The following is a 21,223-nucleotide window of genomic DNA, read 5'->3' as shown; positions in this document are numbered from 1 at the left end:
GGCCGTCGTCGGGCGCTCTGACGCGGCTGGATGCGATGGGCAGGCGTTGAGCCGGCGACCGGTCGTCCTCATCACTCGGCCCGCTGCAGGACGAGCGCCACCAGCCGCCAGTAGCCGTCCCGCTGGGAGCCGATTAGTTCCAGGTCGGCGGTCCGGCCGTCCGCGCCGCCGTCCAGCCGGAACGTGAACCAGCGGAACTGCCCCTGCGGGATGATCTCCGCGCCGGAGGAGCCGAGATCCTGGGAGTTCTCGCGGATCGTCGTCGTTCCCGAAGGCGCGAACGCATCGCCCGTCAGCACGTGCACCTGGTGTACGCCGGGCGGCACCGCGACCCGTAGCACGTACGGTGCGTCCCGTCCGAGCGTGAGGTCGCGCCGGAGATCGTCGAGGAGATTGCGGTCGCGGAAGTCAGGCGTCCGGCCGACCCAGCCGTATCCGCGGGCCGGGTCCCAGGCGTCGTCGGGTGCCAGGCGCTGGTACGTGGCCAGTACGGGGCTCGCCGAACTGCCGGCGTCCAGCGCGAGTGGTACCGCGTCGCCGGGTGGCACCGCGACCACGGACAGGGACCGCTCGCCGTCTCCTACCTCTGCCTCGGAGGTCACCCGGACGCGTATGGTCGCGATCGTGGGGACCAGTGGCGGCGTGACCGTGACCCGCACGGTCTCCTCCGTGCCGGCGGGCAGCACACAGGACAGCGGTTCGGTGGCCCAACCATCCGGCACGTCGATCTCGATCGTGACCGGAACGGGCTCGTTGCCGGTGTTGGCCACCGACACGGCGACCTCTGCCGGCCGGCCACCCAGCCAGGCCAGTTCGGCCTCGACGTCGGTCAGCACGGCCGGGGGCAGGACCGAGGCGGGATCGACGATGACGAGCGCACACAGATGCCAGAACTGGTCGGGAACGCTGTCGAACGTCAGGTCGACAGTGCGACCGCTCGCGCCGCCGTCCAGCGGGAACCGGACCCAGGCGAACGACCCGCCGGGGAGTTGCCGGCTCTCGGCCACCCGCTGTCCGTCGGCAGCGATGAAGGTCGGGTAGGAGTCGGGCCCGCCGTCCCCGACGAGGACTGCGACGTCGTGCCGCCCGGCCGGGATCGCGATCCTGAGCGTACGGGCCGGGTAGTCGCCGCAGAAGTCGCGCCGCAGCGCGTCCCACGCTCCTCCCCGGTCACGATCCTGGGGAGCGCCCCCGACCCAGCCAAACCCACGCTTCGGATCCCACGCGGTTGCCGGCGTCAGCCGCTGGTAGTCGCGGACAAGCGGGCTGCTGGACGAGCCGGCGTCGAGCGCAAGCAGGCATCGCCTGGCCGCCGGAGTCACCACGAAGAGCTTGCCCGTGTTGCCGAGCGTTTCCAGTGCGGTGGGCTCGACGGCGAGGTCCAGGGTGAGGAGGTCCGGGGTGAGGGGCGGCTGCACCGGCAGCTTCAGCGTCGCGAAGTCGGTGGACGGGACGACCCGCTCGCCGGACGACGCTTTCCAGTCGTCGCCTGGAACCACCACGGTTGAGCGGACGGTGAGGTGTTGGCCGGTCGCGTTGCCGATCTCGACGGGCAACCGGTTGGGCCACCCGCCGAAGAGCACGGCCGACGCTCCGCTGAGATCCGCCTGCAGCCAGCCGCGGCGCTCGTCGAGGATCCTGCTGTAGCTGAAGAAGAACGACACGACGGTATCGCGCCAGAGCCTCGCATGTGCCATCTGGTCGTCGAACGTCTTCCGTACGTCGGCGTGTCGCTGCGGGTCGACGTAGGGGGCGATCCGCAGCCAGGTATCCCGCTGCCTGAGGGCTCGACGGAGACCATCGAAGTGGCTGTCGTAGATGTGCTGAATCACCGTCCTGCCGGACTGCAGCTTGTGCGTGTACGGAACCTTGTGCATGAAGAGCAGGAGTTCGTCCGGGACCGAGGCCAGCGACTCGTAGGTGTCGGCCCAGTGTTTGTGGTAGAGGGCGGTGTACCCGGTGCCGGTCGCCGTCGTCCGGTCGAAGCCGGTGCCGGTCGCGTCGGTGTAGTGGGACAGGTTGAGCGTCGACCGGGGGTCCGGATCGAAGTGCGCGCCCAGCGGGTAGGTGAGATAGCCGATGCCGAGCGGCGACGTGTATTCCTCGTACGTGCGCCACGACCCGAGCAGCATGTCGGTGAGAGCCGCGACCAGGGGCGGGTACGTCCCGAAGGTCATCCGCACCCACTCCCGCGCGATCTCCTTCGCGTCGAGCCGCGGGTTCCAGGCGAGTCGGGCGTAGCCGTGGGTATTGGCGGCCCCCAGTTGATAGCCGGTCCAGTCCCGGTCGTCACCGAAGTTCACCACCCCGGCGAAGCCGACGTTCGTCTGGCCGTACGCGCTGCCGTCGACGATCCGGGCCACGGTGCTGCCGGGCCCCTGCATGCGGGTGTCGAAGTCGAGGACCTCCTTCCACTGCGGAACCAGGTAACACAGATGAGTGGCGTGGCCCGTGTACTCCTGGGTGATCTGCAGCTCGATCATCTGGTTCGTCTTCGGTAGCGCACCGAACAGCGGATTCACCGGTTCTCGGACCTGGAAGTCGATCGGCCCGTTCTTGGTCTGGACCGCGACGTTGTCGGCGAAGTCGCCGTCCAGCGGTGCGAAGACCCGGTGCTGGTACTCGGCCCAGTCGCCGAACCCCTCGTGGACGAACGACCGCCAGATGATGATGCCGCGGTGTGGCGCAACGAGGCCGGCGAGCATGTTGGCGCCTTCGGCGTGGGTGCGTCCGTAGTCCAGCGGGCCGGGCTGACCTTCGGAGTTGGCCTTGACCAGGAACCCGCCGAAGTCGGGTATCGCGTCGTAGATCTCGGCCACCTTGGCCCGCCACCATGCCTGGACGCGGGCGTCAGCGGGGTCGGCGGTCCTGATCGGGTCAGCGTCGTCCGCCGTGAAGATGATGGGGCTCGCGTAGTTGGCGGAGAGGTAGAAGGTGATGCCCCACTCGCGGAGCAGCCCGGCCAGGGCTGCCAGGCCCGGAAGGCGGTTCGAGGCCAGGAACCGCGCGTCCGCGTTGACGTTGTTGACGACCGTGCCGTTGATCCCGACCGAGGCGAGCGCTCGCGCGTAGTCGGTGTAGCGCGGATCCAGCGTCGGGAGCCCGTCCCAGTTGAAGATCGAGCGGCCGGCGTACCCGCGCTCCACCGACCGGTTCAGGTTGTCCCAGTGGTTGATCAGGCGTAGCGGGCTCGCTGGGCGATCCCGCACGTCCAGCCGGCCGATCGGCTGCTCGGTCTGGAGCAGCCGCAAGAGATGGAAGGCTCCGTACAGAACGCCACGCTCGCCGGCGCTGGCCACGACGGTGACATCCTCGCCGCCCAGGCCGATCCGCCGCAGCACATATCCCTCAGGGCCCAGCTCGGCCAGCTCATCGGCGGGTATCGCGGACCGGATCAGCGGCGAGCTCTCCGGCGTACCCAGCACGACGGTCCCCGGCCGGGTTGGTGCGGATGTTGCCGGGACGCTCCGGGCCAGCAGCCCCGCCAGGCCGCGAACCAGCTCCGATTCCGCAGCCCGCAGCACCGGTGTTTCGCCCTGGCGGACGATCTGAGTGAACGCCCGCTCGTACTCGAGTCGGCGTTCACGATGAGCGACGGGCTGATACCGCAGCCATAACCGATAGCCGTCCTCGAGTGGCAACTGGTCCTCGACGGGGCTGGCGTAGGCGGGTCTCGTCTGCGCCTCCGCGGCCAACAGGTAGGCGCTGAGGACGCCTCCGCCGCCGGCCTTCAACAGCGCCCGACGCGATATGCCCGGCATGCGGCCCTCCTTCAGCAGGTGCTGGCAGGGGAGAGGAAGAGCTACTGCAAGCAGTCTGAAACCGTTTGCGATGTTCAGACCACATCAGACGCGTGGCAGAGGGTCAATGTGTTTCGTAGCTGAAACTTGTTTCAGTCGTCGTCGATACGCCGCGGCGCGGGCGGCCGGATAGCACGTGGCCGGTGCCACCGCACTCTTGGCCGTCAGGCGGGGTGCGGAGTGGCAGCCGCGCCCTCGGGGCTGGGCCGGCGGTGCCGCGGCCGCCGGCCGATCGTCCGGTCGCTCGAATCCCGTACGACCAGTTCCGGATCGAAGACAACCTGCCGGTGCTGGTGGCTGCTGTCCTCGGTCGCCTCCTCGATGAGCAACTCCGCGGCGGTCCGTCCAAGCAGATGCCGGGGCTGGCGAACCGAGGTGAGTGGCACTGCGGCGGCGGCGGCGAAGTCGATGTCGTCGTAGCCGACGATCGCCACGTCGTGCGGAATCCGCACGCCGCGGCGGGTCATCTCCTGAAGTACGCCGAGAGCGAGCAGGTCGTTGGCGCAGAACACCGCGGTCGGTCTGGGCATCGCCCCGGCGAGGCGGGCGGCGGCGTCCCGGCCGGCGGCGACGTTGAGGGCGCTGGTTTCGACGATGTGCAGCTCGCCCGGGTCCCGGCCGGCGGCCCGCATCGCCTGGAGGGCGCCCTGTTGCCGCTCCTGTACCTGGCGGATCGTGAAGGGTCCGCCGACGAACGCGAGGTGCTTGTGCCCCTGCGCGAGCAGGTGTCTCACCGCGAGTTCGCCGCCGAGGACGTCGTTGACGGCGACGGAGCATTGCGTGTCGTCGGTCGCCCGGCGGTCGAGCAGCACGATGGGAGTGCCGCGCTCGCGTAGATGCTCCAACCGGTGAGTGGTCGTGGTCACGGGGGTGATCAGGATTCCCTGCACCCGCTGCTCTTCGAGCAGGTCCAGGTAGCGGGACTCCTTGGCGGGGTCGTCGTCGCTGTTGCAGAGGATGACCGCGAGACCCGCGTCGTTGGCGCTGTCTTCCACACCGCGTGCGACGTCGGTGAAGAACGGGTTGGCGACGTCGAGGACGACAAGCCCTATCGTGCGGCTGTGACCGGCGCGCAGGTGTCGGGCGGACTCGTTGCGGACGAAACCGAGATCGCGGATCGCGTCGAGCACCCGCCGGCGGGTGACGTCGGCGACGATGTCGGGACGGTTGAGGACGTTGGAGACCGTGCCGACGGAGACGCCGGCCATGCTCGCGACGTCACGGATGCTCACTGGCGGTCGGTTCACGTCGTCCTCGTCTCGTCGGCGCCTGCCGTTGCCGGGCCGACCCTTGGCGTTGATTCAAATGTGCTGATCAAGTGACGCCCCCGTTTCGAGTCGATGTCAGAGCGATGACGTTGTGACTCTTGACACGTGCCGGAGGTCGGCTCTAGCTTCACAGCGTAGCGGTCGTTGAAACGATTCACCACCACTCCACATCGTTGGTTGGAGCCCGCCGAATGAGCCCTTCAGTGGATACCGCCCAGGCTCCCGTGCTGGAGGTCTCCGGCCTCACCGTCGAGTTTCCGGGGGTGCGCGCGCTCGACGGAGTCGACCTCGACATCCGCGCCGGCGAAGTGCATGCCCTGGTCGGGGAGAACGGCGCCGGCAAGTCGACCCTGTTGAAGGTCCTCGGCGGGGTCTACACACCCAGCGCCGGCACCGTGCGGCTACGCGGCGAGGTGTACGCGCCGCGACGGCCCAGTGATGCGCACGCCCACGGCATCGCCGTGATCTACCAGGAGTTCACCCTCTTCCCCGATCTCACGGTCGCGGAGAACGTTTACGCGGGACGCGAGCCGCACTCCCGCTGGTCCCGCGGGATCCGGTACGGCCAGATGCGTGCCGGCTGCCGGGAACTGTTCGGCATCCTCGGGGTCAACATCGACCCCGATGCCCGGGTCGCCGATCTCAGCGTCTCCGAGCAGCAGCTCGTCGAAATCGCCAAGGCACTCGGCGCCGACGGTCAGGTCATCGTCATGGACGAACCGACCGCAGCACTGTCCAAGGAGGAAGTCGAGCGGCTGCTCGATGTGGTCCGCCGTCTCCGCGACGAGGGCCGCTCGGTGGTCTACGTGAGCCACCGGCTGGAGGAAGTGTTCGCCGTTGCCGACCGAGCGACGATCCTTCGCGACGGGCGCCTCGTCCGCACCCTCGCCATCGCGGCCACCGACGAGGACAAGCTGGTCCGACTCATGGTCGGGCGGGACATCGATTCGGTCTTCCACCGTGAGGCGGTGGCGGAGGGAAGGGTCGTCCTGCGCCTCGACAGCGTGAGCGCCGGCCGGCACCTGCGCGATGTCAGCCTCGACGTACGGGCGGGGGAGGTCGTCGGCATCGGGGGCGTGGCGGGTGCCGGTCAGGCCGAGCTCACGCAGGCGGTCTTCGGCGCGCTGCCGCTCCGCGCGGGGCACATGGAACTCGACGGTCAGCGCTTCGCTCCGTCGACCCCGGCGGATGCGCTGGCGGCGGGTGTCGGCTTCCTCCATGAGGACCGCAAGCATGCGGGCATCCTGCCCGACCTGTCGGTGCGCCAGAACCTCACGGTGACGGTGCTGGACCGGCTCCGCCACGGGTTTGCCCGCCTACTCTCCCGACAGGCGGAGGAGCGCACCTACACCGAGTACGGCAGCCGGCTGCGAGTGCGCGCGACCGGGCCCGAGCAGCTCATCAGCGAGCTCTCCGGTGGCAACCAGCAAAAGGTACTGCTGGCCCGGGCCCTCGCGCCGGGCGGGCGGGTCCTCGTCCTCAACGAGCCCACCCGCGGCGTGGACATCGGCGCCAAGGCCGAGATCCACGCGCTCATCAACGAGCTCACCGCCGCGGGTGCGGCGGTCATCATGGTCAGCAGCGACCTGCCGGAGCTGCTCGGTACGAGCGACCGTGTCGTGGTGCTCTCCAGAGGACGCGTCGTGGGGGTGCTCGAGGGCCAGGACCGCACCGAGGAAAATGTCGTCGTCTGCGCGACCACGGGTCGCCGGATCGGAGTGGCCGCATGACCACCGCCGCCCCCGAGCGGGCCGTCCGCGCGGCCGATCCGCGGGCCCGCCTCAGCCGGGCGATCGAGAATGCACCGCTGGCGGTGCCGCTCGTGCTCATCGCTGTCGTCCTCACCGTGGCGACTGACCGGTTCCTCAGCGTCGACAACCTCACCAACGTGGTGGTCGCCGCCGGGATCGTTGCGATTCCCGGGTTGGCGATGACGCTGTGCATCGCGATGGGAGAGTTCGACCTGTCCGTCGGCTCGACGGTGTCGCTGACCGGCGCGGTCACGTGCACCTGGATCGTGGGCGGCCACCCCGCGGGCCTGGCCATGGTGGTCGGCCTGCTCGTCGGCGCGGCGGTGGGACTGCTCAACGGCCTCGTCGTGACGAAGCTCGGCGTGACCCCGTTCATCGCGACCCTGGCGACGCTGGTCATCGTCCGTGGTGTCTCCCTCGCCTACACCGGCGGCCGGGACGCCATCGTCAGCTCGTCCACCCTGAAGTTCCTCGCCGCCGGACGTGTCTTCGGCGTACCGATGCCGGTGGTACTCACCGCGGTGACGGCGCTCGCCGCATGGTGGGTGGTCAACCGCACCCGCTTCGGACGGTGGGTGTGCGCGATCGGCTCGAACCGGGAGGCCGCGCGCATGTCCGGCCTGCCCGTCGACCGGATACGGACCACCGTCTACGTGATCGTCGGCGTCGCCGGGGGCATCTGGGGCCTGCTCATCTCGAGCCAGTTGCAGAAGGGTTCGGGGCAGCTCGGCCTCGGATTCGAACTCGACGCGATCACGATCGTGGTGATCGGCGGCACCAGCCTGCTCGGCGGACGCGCGTCGGTCGTCGGCACGCTGCTCGGGGCGGTGCTCATCGAGACGATTCGCAACGGTCTCAACCTGCTCAACACCCCACCCGCCTACCAGCGCATCAGCATCGGCCTGCTGCTCGTCGTCGCCCTGACGATCCAGGCCCTGCGCCGCAACGCCCCCGCGGAGGCCCTCGATGACGTCTGACACCGCCCTGCCGCCGGCTCCCGGCGCCCAGGCCCCCGCCCCGACCACCGAGACCCAGCGCCGTTGGGCCCGGCAGCACAGCATCGGCACGCTCTGGGAGACCTGGGGGATCACCGCGGTCCTCGTCGTTCTGCTGGCCGCCTCGCCGCTGCTGTCGTCGGACTTCCTGACCGTCGCCAACCTCCAATCGGTGCTGCGTGAAAGCGCCTACCTGGGGATCGTCGCCGCGGCGATGACGCTCGCGGTGATGAACGGCACCTTCGACCTGTCGGTCGGTGGTCAGCTTGCGCTCGTCTCGGTGACGACCCTGATGGGCTACGCGGCTGGCGGCACCGGGCTCGCCGCCCTGGTCGCGGTGCTCACCGGGATGGTCTGTGGAGCGGTGAACGGCGCGCTGGTGACGGCCATGCGGGTGCCGCCGTTCGTTGCCACACTCGGCATGCTCTTCGTCTTCCGCGGCGTCGCGTACGTCCTCACCCAGGACGGCCCAAAGACGTTGCCCTACAGCGAGATCGGGTCGCCCTTCGTGAAGATCGGCGGGCTCAACATCGCCGGTATCCCGTTGCCGTTTCTCATCATGTTGGCCTGCTACGGCGCGGTCTGGGTGCTGTTGCGTCGCACCGCCACCGGGCGCCGGATCGTGGCGTTCGGCTCCTCGCCGGAGGCCGCACGGTTCTGCGGCATCTCCGTGCATCGCATCCGCATGCTCATCTTCGTCGTCATCGGAGTCAGTGTCGGCATCGCAGCACTGACCTACATCAGTCGGGTATGGACCGCCGACGGCTCCGCGCAGGACGGGTTCGAGCTACGCGTCATCGCGGCGGTCGTCCTCGGCGGCACCAGCCTCAAGGGCGGCAAGGGCACACTGATCGGCACGTTTTCCGCGGTGCTGCTGGTCGGCGTCCTCAACGATCTGCTGGTCAGTCGCGGTGTCGACGCCTCCTATCAGCGGGTCGTGCTCGGCTGCGTGCTCATCACCGCACTCGCCATCGACGGGCTCCGGACGCGGTTCGCCGCGCCCGGATCGTTCGCCCGAATGCTGCCCCGCCGGCGCCGGGAGGCACCGGCTCCCTGACCACGTCTCCCGTCCCTGTCCACATCAGAAGAGAACGCGCTACCAGCAGTTGAAACGTCTCAGCTTTCACCGCCCGCTGCGGGGACGCAAGCGGGAACCTTCAAAGGAGGAACCGTGCGCACCACCCTCTCCACTCTGGCCCTCGCCGGGGTGCTCGCCCTTGGGCTGAGCGCGTGTTCGGACTCAACGACCGCCGAGGGCGGCAAGCCCTCCGGCAAAGCCAGCGGCGATGTCACCGTCGGCTTCTCCGTCTACGACATGCAGTACGAGTTCTTCCAGAAGATGGAGAAGGGCACTCGCGAAGCCGTCGAGGCAAAGGGCTGGAAGTTCAAGCTCCACGACGAGAAGAGCGACGAGAACGAGATGGTGACCGGCGCCCAGGCGCTGCTCGACCAGGGCGTAGACGTCCTCATCATCAGCCCGTTCAAGCCCGACGCGCTCGGCCCGATCGTCGCCAAGGCCAAGCAGAAGAAGATTCCGGTCATCATCGACGACATCGGCGGGGGTGGCACCCCGTACGACGCCATCGTGATCTCCGACAACGCGGACGGCGGTAAGCAGGCCGCGGACTACATGGCCCAGCAGGTCGCGGCCAACGGCGCCAAGAGCAAGAAGGTCGTCTCGATCACCTGCGAGCCCTCCGCGGTGTACGCGGCCCGGCGTAACCAGGCGTTCGACCAGCAGATCAAGGACAAGGGCTTCCAGGTCGTCACCGAGCTCTCCGGCAACTCCAAGGCGGAAGAGGCGTACAAGATCATGAAGGACGCCCTCGCCAAGGACCCGGACGTCGCGGGCGTCTTCGCCTGCAACGACCCGATGGGCGTCGCCGCCGCCAACGCGATCAAGGACGCGGGCAAGGATCCCGTCAAGGGCATCGTGACCGTCGGCTTCAACGCCGACCCCGAGGCGATCACCGCGATCGGCAAGGGCGGGCTGTCGGCCACCATCGCGCAGGACCCCGCGGGCATGGGCGCGAAGACCGTGGAACTCGCGGCGCAGGCCATCAACGGCGGAAAGCTGACATACGACGACGAGAGCAACCGCGAGGTGTTCCAGAAGGTCACGCTCGTGACCAAGGACAACGTCGCCCAGTTCGCGGGCTGAGCCAGCGCCGTCCCGGGGCCGGACCCACCCGCTCCGGGACGGCACCCAAACGAGCGCGCATTCGATCTCGCCCTGCTGCTCAACCGCCCCCAGACCCTGATGGCGCTGCTGGCGCGCCGCCCCGGTCGCCGGGTGATCCCCTCCCTCCTCTTCTCGCCCCCGAGGTAGGTGCCCCATGAGCACGCCCATCTCCCGCAAGAACTTTCTCCGCCTGGCGGGCGCGAGCGTCGGCGCCCTCGCCGTCGACGGCGTGGTCGGCAGCCCGGCCGCCGCACAGACCCCGACCGAACGGGCCCCGGAGCCCGGCGTCGAGTTCGTCGCCTACTACTTCCCTCAGTGGCACGCCGATCCCCGCAACGAGCAGTGGTTCGGGCCGGGGTGGAGCGAGTGGGAGGTGCTCAAGTCGGCCCGCCCCCGCTTCGACGGCCACGACCAACCGAAGCGGCCCCTCTGGGGCTACACCGACGAAAGCGACCCCGAGCAGATGGCTCGGCGCATCGACGCCGCCTCCAGCCACGGCCTCAACGCCTTCATCTTCGACTGGTACTGGTACGACGGACCCTTCCTCAACGGTGCCCTGGACCGTGGCTTCCTCAAGGCCGACAACGCGGACGACCTCAAGTTCGCGCTCATGTGGGCCAACCACGACTGGTGGGACCTGTACCCGGCCAAGCGCCGCACCCTGTACGACACCCTGATGCCCGGGGCGACCGATCGCGCGGCGTTCGAGCGCGCCACGGATCACGTCATCGCCAACTACATGCGCCACCCGCGCTACTGGCGCGTCGGCGGTAAGGCCTACTTCTCGATCTACGACATCGGAACCCTGCAGAACGGGCTCGGCGGACGCCCCGCAACCCGCGCAGCGCTCGATGACCTGCGGGCCCGAGCGGCTCGCGCCGGCGTCGGAGAACTGCACCTGAACGTCGTCGTCAACCAGTGGCTGCCAGACATCAATGCGATGGTGGCGGAGCTTGGCTTCGACAGCGTCACCCATTACACCTGGATTCACCACGAGTACGATCTGCTCACCCAGATCGCCACGCCGTACGACACCGTCCGCGAATCCGCCGCGCGCAGTTGGGAGCGGTTCGACGGCGACTTCGAGGCGCCGTACTTCCCGGTGGTGAGCATGGGCTGGGACCCCAGCCCCCGGACGGCCCAGTCCGACGTGTACGAGCACATCGGCTACCCCTTCACACCGGTCTTCACCAAGAACACCCCGAATGAATTCCGGGAGGCGTTGCGGGCTGGGCGCGAATTCGTGTCCAAGCCGGAGCATGAGCTGAAGATCGTGGCGATCAACGCCTGGAACGAGTGGACGGAGGGCAGCTACCTCGAGCCCGACGTCGAGCACGGAATGGCGTATCTCGACGCACTTCGTGCGGTCGCCCGCGCACCGAGGGCCCGATGAGCGCCCGCACCAGAGCCCGGCATGCCCTCGCCCGTACGAGGAAGCTTGGCGTCGCGGCCGCGCTCGGGCTGTCACTGGCCGCGGTCGCGACCTCCGCAGCCGCCTCGCCCGGCACGGCCGCCGACGGCTCCACGATGAGCACGACGGTGATCAACGGCGATGCGCATGGCGGAACCATTCGCTTCGACGTGAACGGGAATGCGATCGACGCGCACGACGGGGAGATTCAGCGGTTCGGCAGCCGCTACTACCTCTACGGCACCAGCTACGGCTGCGGCTACGTGCGGCTCGAGCGCCCCGCCACCCCGTGGTGCGGCTACCGGGTCTACTCCTCGCCGGACCTCGCCCACTGGACCGACGAAGGCCCGCTCTTCGACGCCACCACGGCCGCCTGGCAGACGCGGTGCAACAGCTCGACGCTGTCCTGCTACCGCCCGCACGTCGCATACAACGCTGCCAGCCGAAAGTACGTCCTGTGGGTCAACACGTACGAGGTGCCTGTGCACTTCCACGTGCTGACCAGCGACTCTCCGAACGGGCCCTTTCAGGAACAGCGGGACCTGCCGAAGCTGGCGCTCAACGGCGGCGGCGACATGGACCTGTTCGTCGACGACGACGGGTCGGCCTATCTGGCGTACACGCTCACCGGCGCCGGCTACGACATCGCCGTCGAGCGGCTGGACGAGACCTACACGACCGGGAGCGGCGCGTACACGAGGCTCGAAGTCCGCAACACCGAGGCACCGTCGCTGTTCCGACGCGCCGAGACCTACTACCTGACGCTCTCCGATCCGAACTGCGCGTACTGCTCCGGCACCGGCGCCTCGTACCTCACCGCTCCGTCGCCGCTCGGCCCGTGGACCGGAGCGATGCGCGGTGACGCACCGATCATCGACGGGCAGCTGAAGCTGGCCAATCTCGGCACGGTGAGCAAGCCCGGCCTCGACTGGACCGACTACACCCTCGACTTGTCCGTCACGCCACTGCAGACCGGCGGCGGCGGAGCGTACGCCCAGGCCGGGTGGTTCTTCCGCGCCCAGGACACCCGCAACGGCTACGCCTGGCTCATCGGCAACTACCCGCACTCGGGAGCGACCGGCGGCAACCTCACCAAGGTCGTCTACGTCAACGGACAGCCGGCCAAGGTCACCGTGCTCAAGCTGCCGTTCCCGATCGTCGGGGGCCAGCGCTACCAGGTGCGCACCGAGGTGCTCGGCTCGACCTTCCGCACCTGGGTGGATGGAGTTCTCGTGGACACAACCACGGACTCCACCTACGCCACCGGCCGGGTAGGGCTGCGTGAGACGACCGGCGAGAGCGGCCTGTTCGACAACGTCAGCGTTGCCGCTGCCGACGGCACCCTCCTGTTCCAGGAGGCCTTCGCCGGCGACACCGCGCAATGGATCGGGTTGGAGCCGCGCAAGCGCGGCTTCCCGATCAGCGAGGACTCCTGCGGCGGACAGCCGGCCGATGTCGCTGTCCTTCCCGCACCGGGTGGTCGCAGGTACCTCTTCCAATCAGACCGTTGGAACAATGGCGACCAGAACGAGGCGCTCGCCACGCACTACTGGGAACCGCTGCGGTTCCGCGCCGACGGCTCGATCGAGCCCCTGACCTGCGGCGCGGCGTACAATCTGACGCTCGCGGGACTCAAGCAGGGCAATGACCGCAGCCCGGCCGACCTCGACCAGAGCACCGGCTCAGCCGGCTTCCGCGCCTTCTGCGACACCAAGGGCGCGCTCCGGCGGGCGCAGACCTTCATCGCCGGCCGCTCCGGTGTGCTCAGCCGCGTCGCCTACACCTCGTTCCAGGACAACCACCCGAACGGCCCGCTGACGGTGTCGATCACGACGATGCGCCCGGACGGCACCCGCGGCGGCGTGCTCTGGACCGGTGCCCGCGAGGTTGGCGACCTGAGCTGGGCTCCCGCGGAGGTGGCCGTGGAGCCCGACATCGCGGTCACGGCCGGAACGTCGTACGCCGTGGTGGTCAGCGCCCCGACGGTTACGAGGGGCTGCTACGGGATGGCGTACGCGCCCGACGACCCGTACGCCGGCGGCGCCGCTCTGGTCAGTACGGACGGCGGCACGTCGTGGCGGGTCGAGCAGGGTCGGGACCTCAAGCTCGAGACCTCGGTGCGGGCCGGATCGGCCACCGAAGCCGTGTCGGCGGCCGCGCCATGACCCCCCGGTGCGGGCGTATCAGGGCTCCTCGAACGCCCGAAGCAGGCAACCACCTGATGGAAGGAACGGTGGGATGACGCACGACCTGACAGGTGGCCAGGCGGCGCAGCTCGGTGGGGCGCCCATGTCGCGCAAGCGTTTCCTGCAGCTGACCGGCGCTGCGACGACGGCGGCGTTCGCGGGAGGCGGCGGTCTTCTGCAGCCGGACGCGGCGGTCGCAGCCGGGCCGCAGGCGAGGCCGGAGGTGGCTGCCTTCTATTTCCCGCAGTGGCACGTCGACCCACTCAACGAGTACTGGTTCGGCCGCGGGTGGAGCGAGTGGGAGCTGGTCAAGCGGGCGCAGCCGCGCTACGCCGGGCACCAGCAGCCGAAGGTGCCGGCCTGGGGCATGCAGGACGAGGCGCAGCCGTCGGTGATGGCCAGGAAGATCGACGCGGCTGCCGATCACGGCGTGGACGCGTTCATGTTCGACTGGTACTGGTACACCACCGGCACCGGCAGCTGGGGGCCCTACCTGCACCGGTGTCTCGAGGAAGGCTTGCTGCGCGCGCCGAACGTCAGCCGGATCAAGTTTGCCCTGATGTGGGCCAACCACGACTGGAACAACCTCTTTCCGGTGCACCGGGCGAACCCCGTCAACACATTGAAGGTCGGCAACACCACCCTGTTCGGGGCCCAGGTCCCGGCGTCCTTCGACGCGCTCACGACGTACGTCGTCGAGAAATACATGACGCATCCGTCGTACTGGCGGGTCGGTGGCGGCGCCTACTTCTCCATCTACCAGATCGAGAAGTTCCTCGACGGATTCGGTCGCGACGTCGGCGCCGCCCGCGCCGCCCTCGACGCGTTCCGCGCGAAGGCCAGGGCGGCCGGTGTCGGCGAACTGCACCTCAACTGCATGACCGTCGACTGCGAGCCGTTCGTGCCCGACAGCCACCCGCGGTCGATGGCCAACCGCAACAAGCTGGTCGCCCAGCTGGGCATGGACAGTCACACCACGTACGTCTGGATCCACCACTCGCCGTTCACCCGGTTCCCGGAGACGGCGTACCCGGAGATGCGCGCCCACGCGGCGACGGTGTGGGACACCCTGACCCGCGGCCTGGACCGCCCGTACTTCCCCAACGTGACGATGGGGTGGGACTCCTCGCCGCGGACGGTGCAGAGCGACGTCTGGGAGAACCTCGGCTATCCGTGGACGCCGGTCCTCGGCGGCAACACTCCCCAGGAGTTCGAGACGGCGCTCCGGTCGGCGCGGGACTTCGCCCTCGCCAACGCCAGTCCACCGATCGTCACCGTCAACGCCTGGAACGAGTGGACCGAGGGCAGCTATCTCGAGCCCGACGAGCAGCACGGCAACGGGTATCTGAACGCGATCCGGCGGGTCTTCGCCGTACGGAAGGGGGCCTGAGATGAAGCTGTTCCGAGGCGCACCCGTCCTGCTCGCCGCCGGCGCCACCGGGCTGCTGCTTGTTCTCCCGGCCGCGGCCCGGCAGGTGCACGAGGCGATGGCGGCCGGCGCCCAGCAGGCGGCCGTCCAGGCCGAGGCGTCGACCGCCCCGTCGAGCTACTGGCTCAGTGACCTCGACTGGGTCTCCGCGACTGGCTCGTGGGGCCCGGTCGAGCGCGACATGTCCAACGGGGAGAACGGCGCCGGCGACGGTAGCCCGATCACGCTGGACGGCAAGGTCTACCAGAAGGGCCTGGGGCTCGTCCCGAGCTCCAAGATCGGGTACGACCTCGACGGTCGGTGTAGCAGGTTCCGGGCTGTCGTCGGCGTCGATGACGAGGTGGACCAGCGCGGCAACGGCGGCAGCGTGGTTTTCCAGGTCGTCGCCGACGGCAAGAAGGTCTTCGACAGCGGAGTCCGGTACGGCGTCCAGTGGAGCCCGACCGTCCTGTCCACCACGACGGGTTCGCTCGAGGTCGATCTCGACGTCACCGGGGTGGAGACGCTCGAGCTGGTCACGACGCCGTGGCTGGACGGCTTCAGCAATGACCACGCCGACTGGGCCGACGCCCGCGTGGGTTGTGGGGAGCGACCGTGAGCCGCCAGCGCCTACTTCTGCTGAGCGTGGCGGCCGCCTTGGCGATCGTGGTCGCCACGCCACCCGCTGCGGCCCAGTCGCCGCAACCGGTGACGACCGTGGTGAACGGCGACGCGGCCGGGTCGACCATCCGGTTCGCCACGGACGGGGACGCGGTCGACGCGCACGACGGTGAGATCCGCCGCTTCGGCGACCGCTACTACCTCTACGGCACCCGCTACGGGTGCGGTTACGAGTGGCAGCGCCCCGGCGCGCCGTTCTGCGGTTTCGCCTCCTACAGTTCGACCGATCTGGTGCAATGGCGCGACGAGGGTCTTCTCTTCGACGCCTCGACCACCCAGTGGCAGCAGCGCTGCAACGGCAACACCTACGGCTGCTACCGCCCGCATGTGGCCTTCAACGAGGCGACCGGGAAGTACGTCCTCTGGGTCAACTCCTACGACATCGGCGTCGGTTACCACGTCTTCACCAGTGATCTACCGACCGGCCCGTTCATCGAGCAGCCGTTCCCGCGCCTCGTCGTGACCGACGGCATCCCGCCCGGTCTGAACAACGGCGACCACGATCTGTTCGTCGACGGCGACGGCACCGCCTACCTCGTCTTCACCGATTGGCGCCGGGGCGGCGACATCGTGGTCGAGAAGCTCGATCCGACCTACCGCACGGGCACGGGCGAATACACCCGGCTGGGCCTGACCCGGGTCGAGGCGCCGTCGATGTTCGAACGTGACGGGCGCTATTACCTCACCCTGTCCGACCCGAACTGCGGCTACTGCACCACCGGCACCTCCTACTTCACCGCGCCGACGCCGCTCGGCCCGTGGACCGGCGCCCCCGCCCAGGACAGCTGGCAGGTCGACGGCGATGCCCTGCGGGTCGATGGCGGCGGTATCGGTCTGTCCAAGGCGGGCGCGCAATGGACCGACTACGACCTCACGTTCACCACGACACCGCTGCAGACCGCCTCGCAGGGCGGCCACTCGTACGCCCAGGCCGGCTGGGTCTTCCGGGCGTCCGATCCGGGCAGCGGCCATTCCTGGCTGCTCGGCAACTACCCGCACGCGGGGGCCACCGGCGGCAACCTCACCAAGATCGTGTGGCGGGGCGGCGGCATCGCGAGCGTGGCGACGGTCAAGACCCCGATGGCCATCGAGGGCGGGCGATCTTACGCCGTGCGCACCCAGGTGAGCGGCAACACGATCCGCACCTGGGTAGACGGGGTACTGATCGACGAGACGACCGACAGCACATACCGCACGGGACGGATCGGCTTCCGCGAGAGCGGGGGCTCGGACCACGAGAGCGCCCGCTTCGACGACGTCAAGGTCACCGCGCCGGACGGCACCGTCCTGTTCGCCGACGACTTCTCCGGCGACCTCGCGGCCTGGGACCGGCCCACCCTGCCGCCCGTTGGCAACAAGATCAGCAACGACTCGTGCGGTGGCCAGCCCGCTGACGTCGCGGCGCTGCCCGCCCGACAGGGCAAGGTCTACCTGTACCAGAGCGACCTGTGGGCGAACGGTGCGCCGAACGAGGCGCTGGCCCGGCACCACTGGGAGCCGCTGCGCTTCCGGGCCGACGGGTCGATCGAACCGATCACCTGCGGCCGCAGGTACGACCTGCCGCTCGCCGGGCTACGCGACACCGCCGGCCCGGCGCTGCCCGCCGGCACCGACGTGACGACCGGTGACCTCGGCTTCCGAGCGTTCTGCGACGTGACCGGGCGGATCCAGCGGGCACAGACCTTCACCGCGGGACGGGATGGACGGCTTCAGCGCGTCTCGTACACGACGTTCCGGGCCGGTCATCCCGACGGGCCGTTGGTTCTCGAGGTCTCCCGGCTCGGCACGGACCGACGGCCGGGCGAGCCGCTCACACGGCGGGAGGTGCCAGCCGCCGGGGTGAGCTGGTCGCCGTCCAGGGTCGCCGTCGAGGTCGGCCTCGACGTGGCGGCGGGGGACCGGTTCGCGCTCGTCGTCCGCTCGGCCGCCAGCCGCGGTTGCTACGGCATGGCCTACAACGACGCCGACCCCTACCCGACGGGCGGCGGGGGCCTCTACAGCAATGACGGTGGCACCACCTGGCGCGAGGAGACCGGCCGCGACCTGCGCATCGATACGACGGTGGTGGCCGCCCCGTGATCGGGCGATGGGCGGGAGACGGCAATGACTGACTGACACACCGATCGCGACAAGTGAGCCCACGACGGAGAGTAATGGACCAGGAGCACGACTGATGACTGACACAGCAACGGCAAAGGCCGCCCTGAGGGCGCAGCGGATCGAGACACCGTCGTGGGCCTACGGCAACTCCGGTACCCGCTTCAAGGTATTCGCGCAGGAAGGGGTGCCGCGTAACGCGTACGAGAAGGTCGACGACGCCGCGACCGTGCACCGCTTCACCGGCGTGGCGCCCAGCATCGCCCTGCACATCCCGTGGGATCGCGTCGACGACTACGCCGAGCTTGCCAAGCACGCGGGCGATGCCGGGATCCGGATCGGCGCGATCAACCCGAACGTCTTCCAGGAGGACGACTACCGACTCGGCAGCGTCTGCAACCCCGACCCGATCGTCCGCCGAAAGGCGCTGGAGCACCTGCTGGAGTGCGTGGAGGTCGGCGCTGCCGCCGGCTCGACGATCCTCAGCCTGTGGTTCGCCGACGGCACGAACTACCCCGGGCAGGACAGCATCCGGGCCCGTCAGGACCGCCTGGCCGAGGCGCTCGAGGCGACGTACGCCGCGATGCCCGCGGGGATGCGGATGCTGCTGGAGTACAAGCTCTTCGAGCCATCGTTCTACACGATGGACGTCCCCGACTGGGGAACGTCGTATGCGCATTGCCTGCAGCTCGGGGACCGGGCCCAGGTGCTCGTCGACACCGGCCACCACGCGCCGGGCACCAACATCGAGTTCATCGTGGCGCTGCTGCTGCGCGCCGGCCGGCTCGGCGGCTTCCACTTCAACAGCCGCTTCTACGCCGACGATGACCTCATGGTCGGCGCCGCGGACCCGTTCCAGCTGTTCCGGATCATGCACGAGATCGTGCAGGCCGGTGCTCTGGACCCCGCCGCGGACGTGGCGTTCATGCTCGACCAGTGCCACAACATCGAGCCGAAGATCCCCGCGATGATCCGGTCGGTGCTCAACGTGCAGGAGGCCACCGCGAAGGCGCTGCTGGTCGACTCCGACGCGCTGCGGGCCGCCCAGGACAGCGGTGACGTGCTCGACGCCAACGCCGTGCTGATGGACGCGTTCAACACCGACGTCCGGCCGATCCTCGCAGAGCTGCGCGAGGAGATGGGCATCGACCCCGACCCGATCGCCGCCTACCGCCGGTCCGGTCACCATGAGCGGCTCGTCGCCGAGCGGCAGGGCGGCTCGCAGGCGGGCTGGGGCGCCTGACAGTCGTCCGCACGTCCACTACCAGGCAGCCGCCGTAAGAGAAGACCGGAGAAGGGCCACCATGAGTACGACCCACCCGACCGTCGCCGCTCTGCTCGATCGCGCGCACCGACTCGGTGCCGATCCGAGGAACACGAACTACGCCGGCGGCAACGCCTCCTGCAAGGCGACCGCGAACGACCCGGTCACCCGGGAGGACGCCGAGCTGATGTGGGTGAAGGGGTCCGGCGGTGACCTCGGCACGCTCACCGAGGCGGGCCTGGCCGTCCTGCGGCTGGATCGCCTGCGCGCGCTCGTCGACGTCTACCCCGGCGTCGACCGGGAGGACGAGATGGTGTCGGCCTTCGACTACTGCCTGCACGGAAAGGGTGGCGCGGCCCCGTCGATCGACACCGCCATGCACGGCCTGGTCGACACCGCTCACGTCGACCACCTGCACCCAGACGCTGGCATCGCGTTCGCCACCGCCGCCGAGGGCGAGGCGCTCGTCAAGGAGTGCTTCGGCGACCGGGTGGTTTGGGTACCGTGGCGCCGTCCGGGGTTCCAGCTCGGGCTCGACATCGCGAAGATCAAGGCGGAGAACCCGCAGGCGATCGGCGTGATCCTGGGCGGGCACGGCATCACCGCGTGGGGCGACACCTCGCAGGAGTGCGAGGCCAGGTCGCTGGAGATCATCCGCAGCGCGCAGGCGTTCATCGACACCCGGGGAGCGGCCGAGCCGTTCGGTGCGCCGCTGGAGGGGTACGGGCCACTGCCCGAGGCGGAGCGGCGGGCCCGGGCGGCTGCGCTCGCGCCGGTCATCCGGGGGCTCGCCTCGACCGACGCGGCCCAGGTGGGGCACTTCACCGACACCGACGGGGTGCTCGATTTCCTGGCCCGGGAAAGGCATCCGGCGATGGTCGAGCTCGGCACCTCCTGCCCGGATCACTTCCTGCGGACCAAAGTGCGCCCGCTCGTGGTCGACCTGCCGGCGACCGCGCCGCTCGAGGATGTGATCGCGCGCCTGCGTGAGCTGCACACCGGCTACCGGGAGGAGTACCAGGCGTACTACTCCCGGCACGCGACGGCGGATTCGCCGCCGATGCGCGGTGCCGACCCGGCAATCGTCCTCGTGCCCGGCGTCGGCATGTTCTCCTTCGGCAAGGACAAGCAGACGGCGCGGGTCGCCGGCGAGTTCTACCTCAACGCGATCAACGTGATGCGCGGCGCCGAGGCGATCTCGACGTACGCCCCGATCCCTGAGTCGGAGAAGTTCCGGATCGAGTACTGGGAGTTGGAGGAGGCCAAGCTCCGCCGGTTGCCCGCGCCGAAGCCGCTGGCGACGCGTGTCGCGCTCGTCACCGGGGCAGGTTCGGGCATCGGCAAGGCGATCGCGACGCGGCTGGCCGCGGAGGGCGCCTGCGTCGTGGTCGCCGACCTGAACGAGGATGCCGCGTCGGCGGTCGCCGGCGAGATTCGGCACGACGTGGGCGCGGACGTCGCCGTGCCGGTGCGCATGGACGTCACCGAAGCCGAGCAGATCGACGTGGCGTTCGCGGCCGCCGCGCTGGCGTTCGGCGGGGTCGACCTGGTCGTGAACAACGCCGGTCTGTCGATCTCCAAACCGCTGTTGGAGACCGACGAGGCCGATTGGGACCTGCAGCACCGGGTCATGGCCCGCGGTTCGTTCCTGGTCGCCAAGGCAGCCGCGAAGATCATGGTCGATCAGGGGATGGGCGGCGACATCGTCTACATCGCCAGCAAGAACGCGGTCTTCGCCGGCCCCAACAACGTCGCGTACGGTGCGGCAAAGGCCGACCAGGCGCACCAGGTGCGGCTCCTCGCGGCCGAGTTGGGCGCCCACCGCATCCGGGTCAACGGCGTCAACCCGGACGGCGTGGTGCGCGGTTCGGGGATCTTCGCCGGCGGCTGGGGCGCTCGGCGCGCCGCGGTCTACGGGGTGCCCGAGGAGAAGCTCGGTGAGTACTACGCGGGGCGCACGCTGCTCAAGCGGGAGGTGCTGCCCGAGCATGTGGCCGCGGCGGTCTTCGCGCTGACCGGTGGCGACCTGTCCCTGACCACCGGTCTGCACATCCCCGTCGACGCCGGCGTGGCGGCGGCGTTCCTCCGCTGATCGTCCGTCCAGAAAGGAGCTCCTGTGGCCCTGTCCCGGTTACGCAACCCGCTGCGTCTGGTCCTGGCGACCGGGCTGGTCGCGGGGC

Annotated in this window: 13 protein-coding genes; 11 read left to right on the top strand and 2 right to left on the bottom strand. The window is 69.4% G+C overall.

Translation table 11 applies throughout. The features are described 5' to 3' along the window. Positions 1-71: 71 nt before the first annotated feature. Positions 72-3,761: an alpha-glucuronidase family glycosyl hydrolase gene (locus tag DKT69_RS39005; RefSeq protein ID WP_109802233.1), complete on the bottom strand. Its 3,690-nt coding sequence runs from the start codon at positions 3,759-3,761 to the stop codon at positions 72-74. Between the two features lie 203 nt (positions 3,762-3,964). Next, positions 3,965-5,047, bottom strand: a complete 1,083-nt coding sequence (locus DKT69_RS15330) for a LacI family DNA-binding transcriptional regulator (protein ID WP_236647935.1) — start codon at positions 5,045-5,047, stop codon at positions 3,965-3,967. 224 nt (positions 5,048-5,271) lie between these two features. Here DKT69_RS15330 and DKT69_RS15325 point away from each other — a divergent pair, with 224 nt between their 5' ends. The 11 genes from DKT69_RS15325 (at position 5,272) to DKT69_RS15275 (ending at position 21,135) form a co-directional block, all read left to right on the top strand. Beyond that, the gene (locus DKT69_RS15325; protein ID WP_161557848.1) at positions 5,272-6,798 is read left to right on the top strand and encodes a sugar ABC transporter ATP-binding protein; all 1,527 of its coding nucleotides are present in this window, start codon (positions 5,272-5,274) and stop codon (positions 6,796-6,798) included. Next, positions 6,795-7,796, top strand: coding sequence for an ABC transporter permease (locus tag DKT69_RS15320; protein WP_109802231.1), 1,002 nt, complete (start codon positions 6,795-6,797; stop codon positions 7,794-7,796). The genes DKT69_RS15325 and DKT69_RS15320 overlap by 4 nt, the downstream gene beginning before the upstream one ends. Further along, a complete protein-coding gene (locus DKT69_RS15315; protein ID WP_109802230.1) occupies positions 7,786-8,871 on the top strand; it encodes an ABC transporter permease in 1,086 nt (361 codons plus the stop codon). The genes DKT69_RS15320 and DKT69_RS15315 overlap by 11 nt, the downstream gene beginning before the upstream one ends. Positions 8,872-8,985: 114 nt before the next feature. Then, positions 8,986-9,975, top strand: a complete 990-nt coding sequence (locus tag DKT69_RS15310) for a substrate-binding domain-containing protein (protein ID WP_109802229.1) — start codon at positions 8,986-8,988, stop codon at positions 9,973-9,975. Positions 9,976-10,150: 175 nt separating this feature from the next. Continuing rightward, on the top strand, positions 10,151-11,389 hold the full coding sequence (locus DKT69_RS15305) for a glycosyltransferase WbsX family protein (protein ID WP_109802228.1): 1,239 nt from the start codon (positions 10,151-10,153) through the stop codon (positions 11,387-11,389). After that, positions 11,386-13,572, top strand: a complete 2,187-nt coding sequence (locus DKT69_RS15300; RefSeq protein WP_109802227.1) for a family 43 glycosylhydrolase — start codon at positions 11,386-11,388, stop codon at positions 13,570-13,572. The genes DKT69_RS15305 and DKT69_RS15300 overlap by 4 nt, the downstream gene beginning before the upstream one ends. Before the next feature lie 73 nt (positions 13,573-13,645). Further along, positions 13,646-14,983: a glycosyltransferase WbsX family protein gene (locus DKT69_RS15295; RefSeq protein WP_109802226.1), complete on the top strand. Its 1,338-nt coding sequence runs from the start codon at positions 13,646-13,648 to the stop codon at positions 14,981-14,983. Position 14,984: 1 nt separating this feature from the next. Continuing rightward, a complete protein-coding gene (locus tag DKT69_RS15290; RefSeq protein ID WP_109802225.1) occupies positions 14,985-15,620 on the top strand; it encodes an NPCBM/NEW2 domain-containing protein in 636 nt (211 codons plus the stop codon). Further along, positions 15,617-17,761, top strand: a complete 2,145-nt coding sequence (locus DKT69_RS39000; RefSeq protein WP_201749681.1) for a family 43 glycosylhydrolase — start codon at positions 15,617-15,619, stop codon at positions 17,759-17,761. The genes DKT69_RS15290 and DKT69_RS39000 overlap by 4 nt, the downstream gene beginning before the upstream one ends. 94 nt (positions 17,762-17,855) lie before the next feature. Next, positions 17,856-19,022, top strand: coding sequence for an L-rhamnose isomerase (gene rhaI, locus DKT69_RS15280; protein WP_109802224.1), 1,167 nt, complete (start codon positions 17,856-17,858; stop codon positions 19,020-19,022). A 61-nt stretch (positions 19,023-19,083) separates the two neighbouring features. Next, complete coding sequence (locus DKT69_RS15275) at positions 19,084-21,135, top strand: bifunctional aldolase/short-chain dehydrogenase (RefSeq protein WP_109802223.1); 2,052 nt, start codon at positions 19,084-19,086, stop codon at positions 21,133-21,135. The last annotated feature ends 88 nt before the right edge of the window (positions 21,136-21,223 follow it).

Source organism: Micromonospora sicca (genome assembly GCF_003172935.1).
Lineage (GTDB): Bacteria > Actinomycetota > Actinomycetes > Mycobacteriales > Micromonosporaceae > Micromonospora > Micromonospora sicca.
Note: the sequence above shows the minus strand (reverse complement) of the source record. Positions and strands in the feature narration are given on the sequence as shown.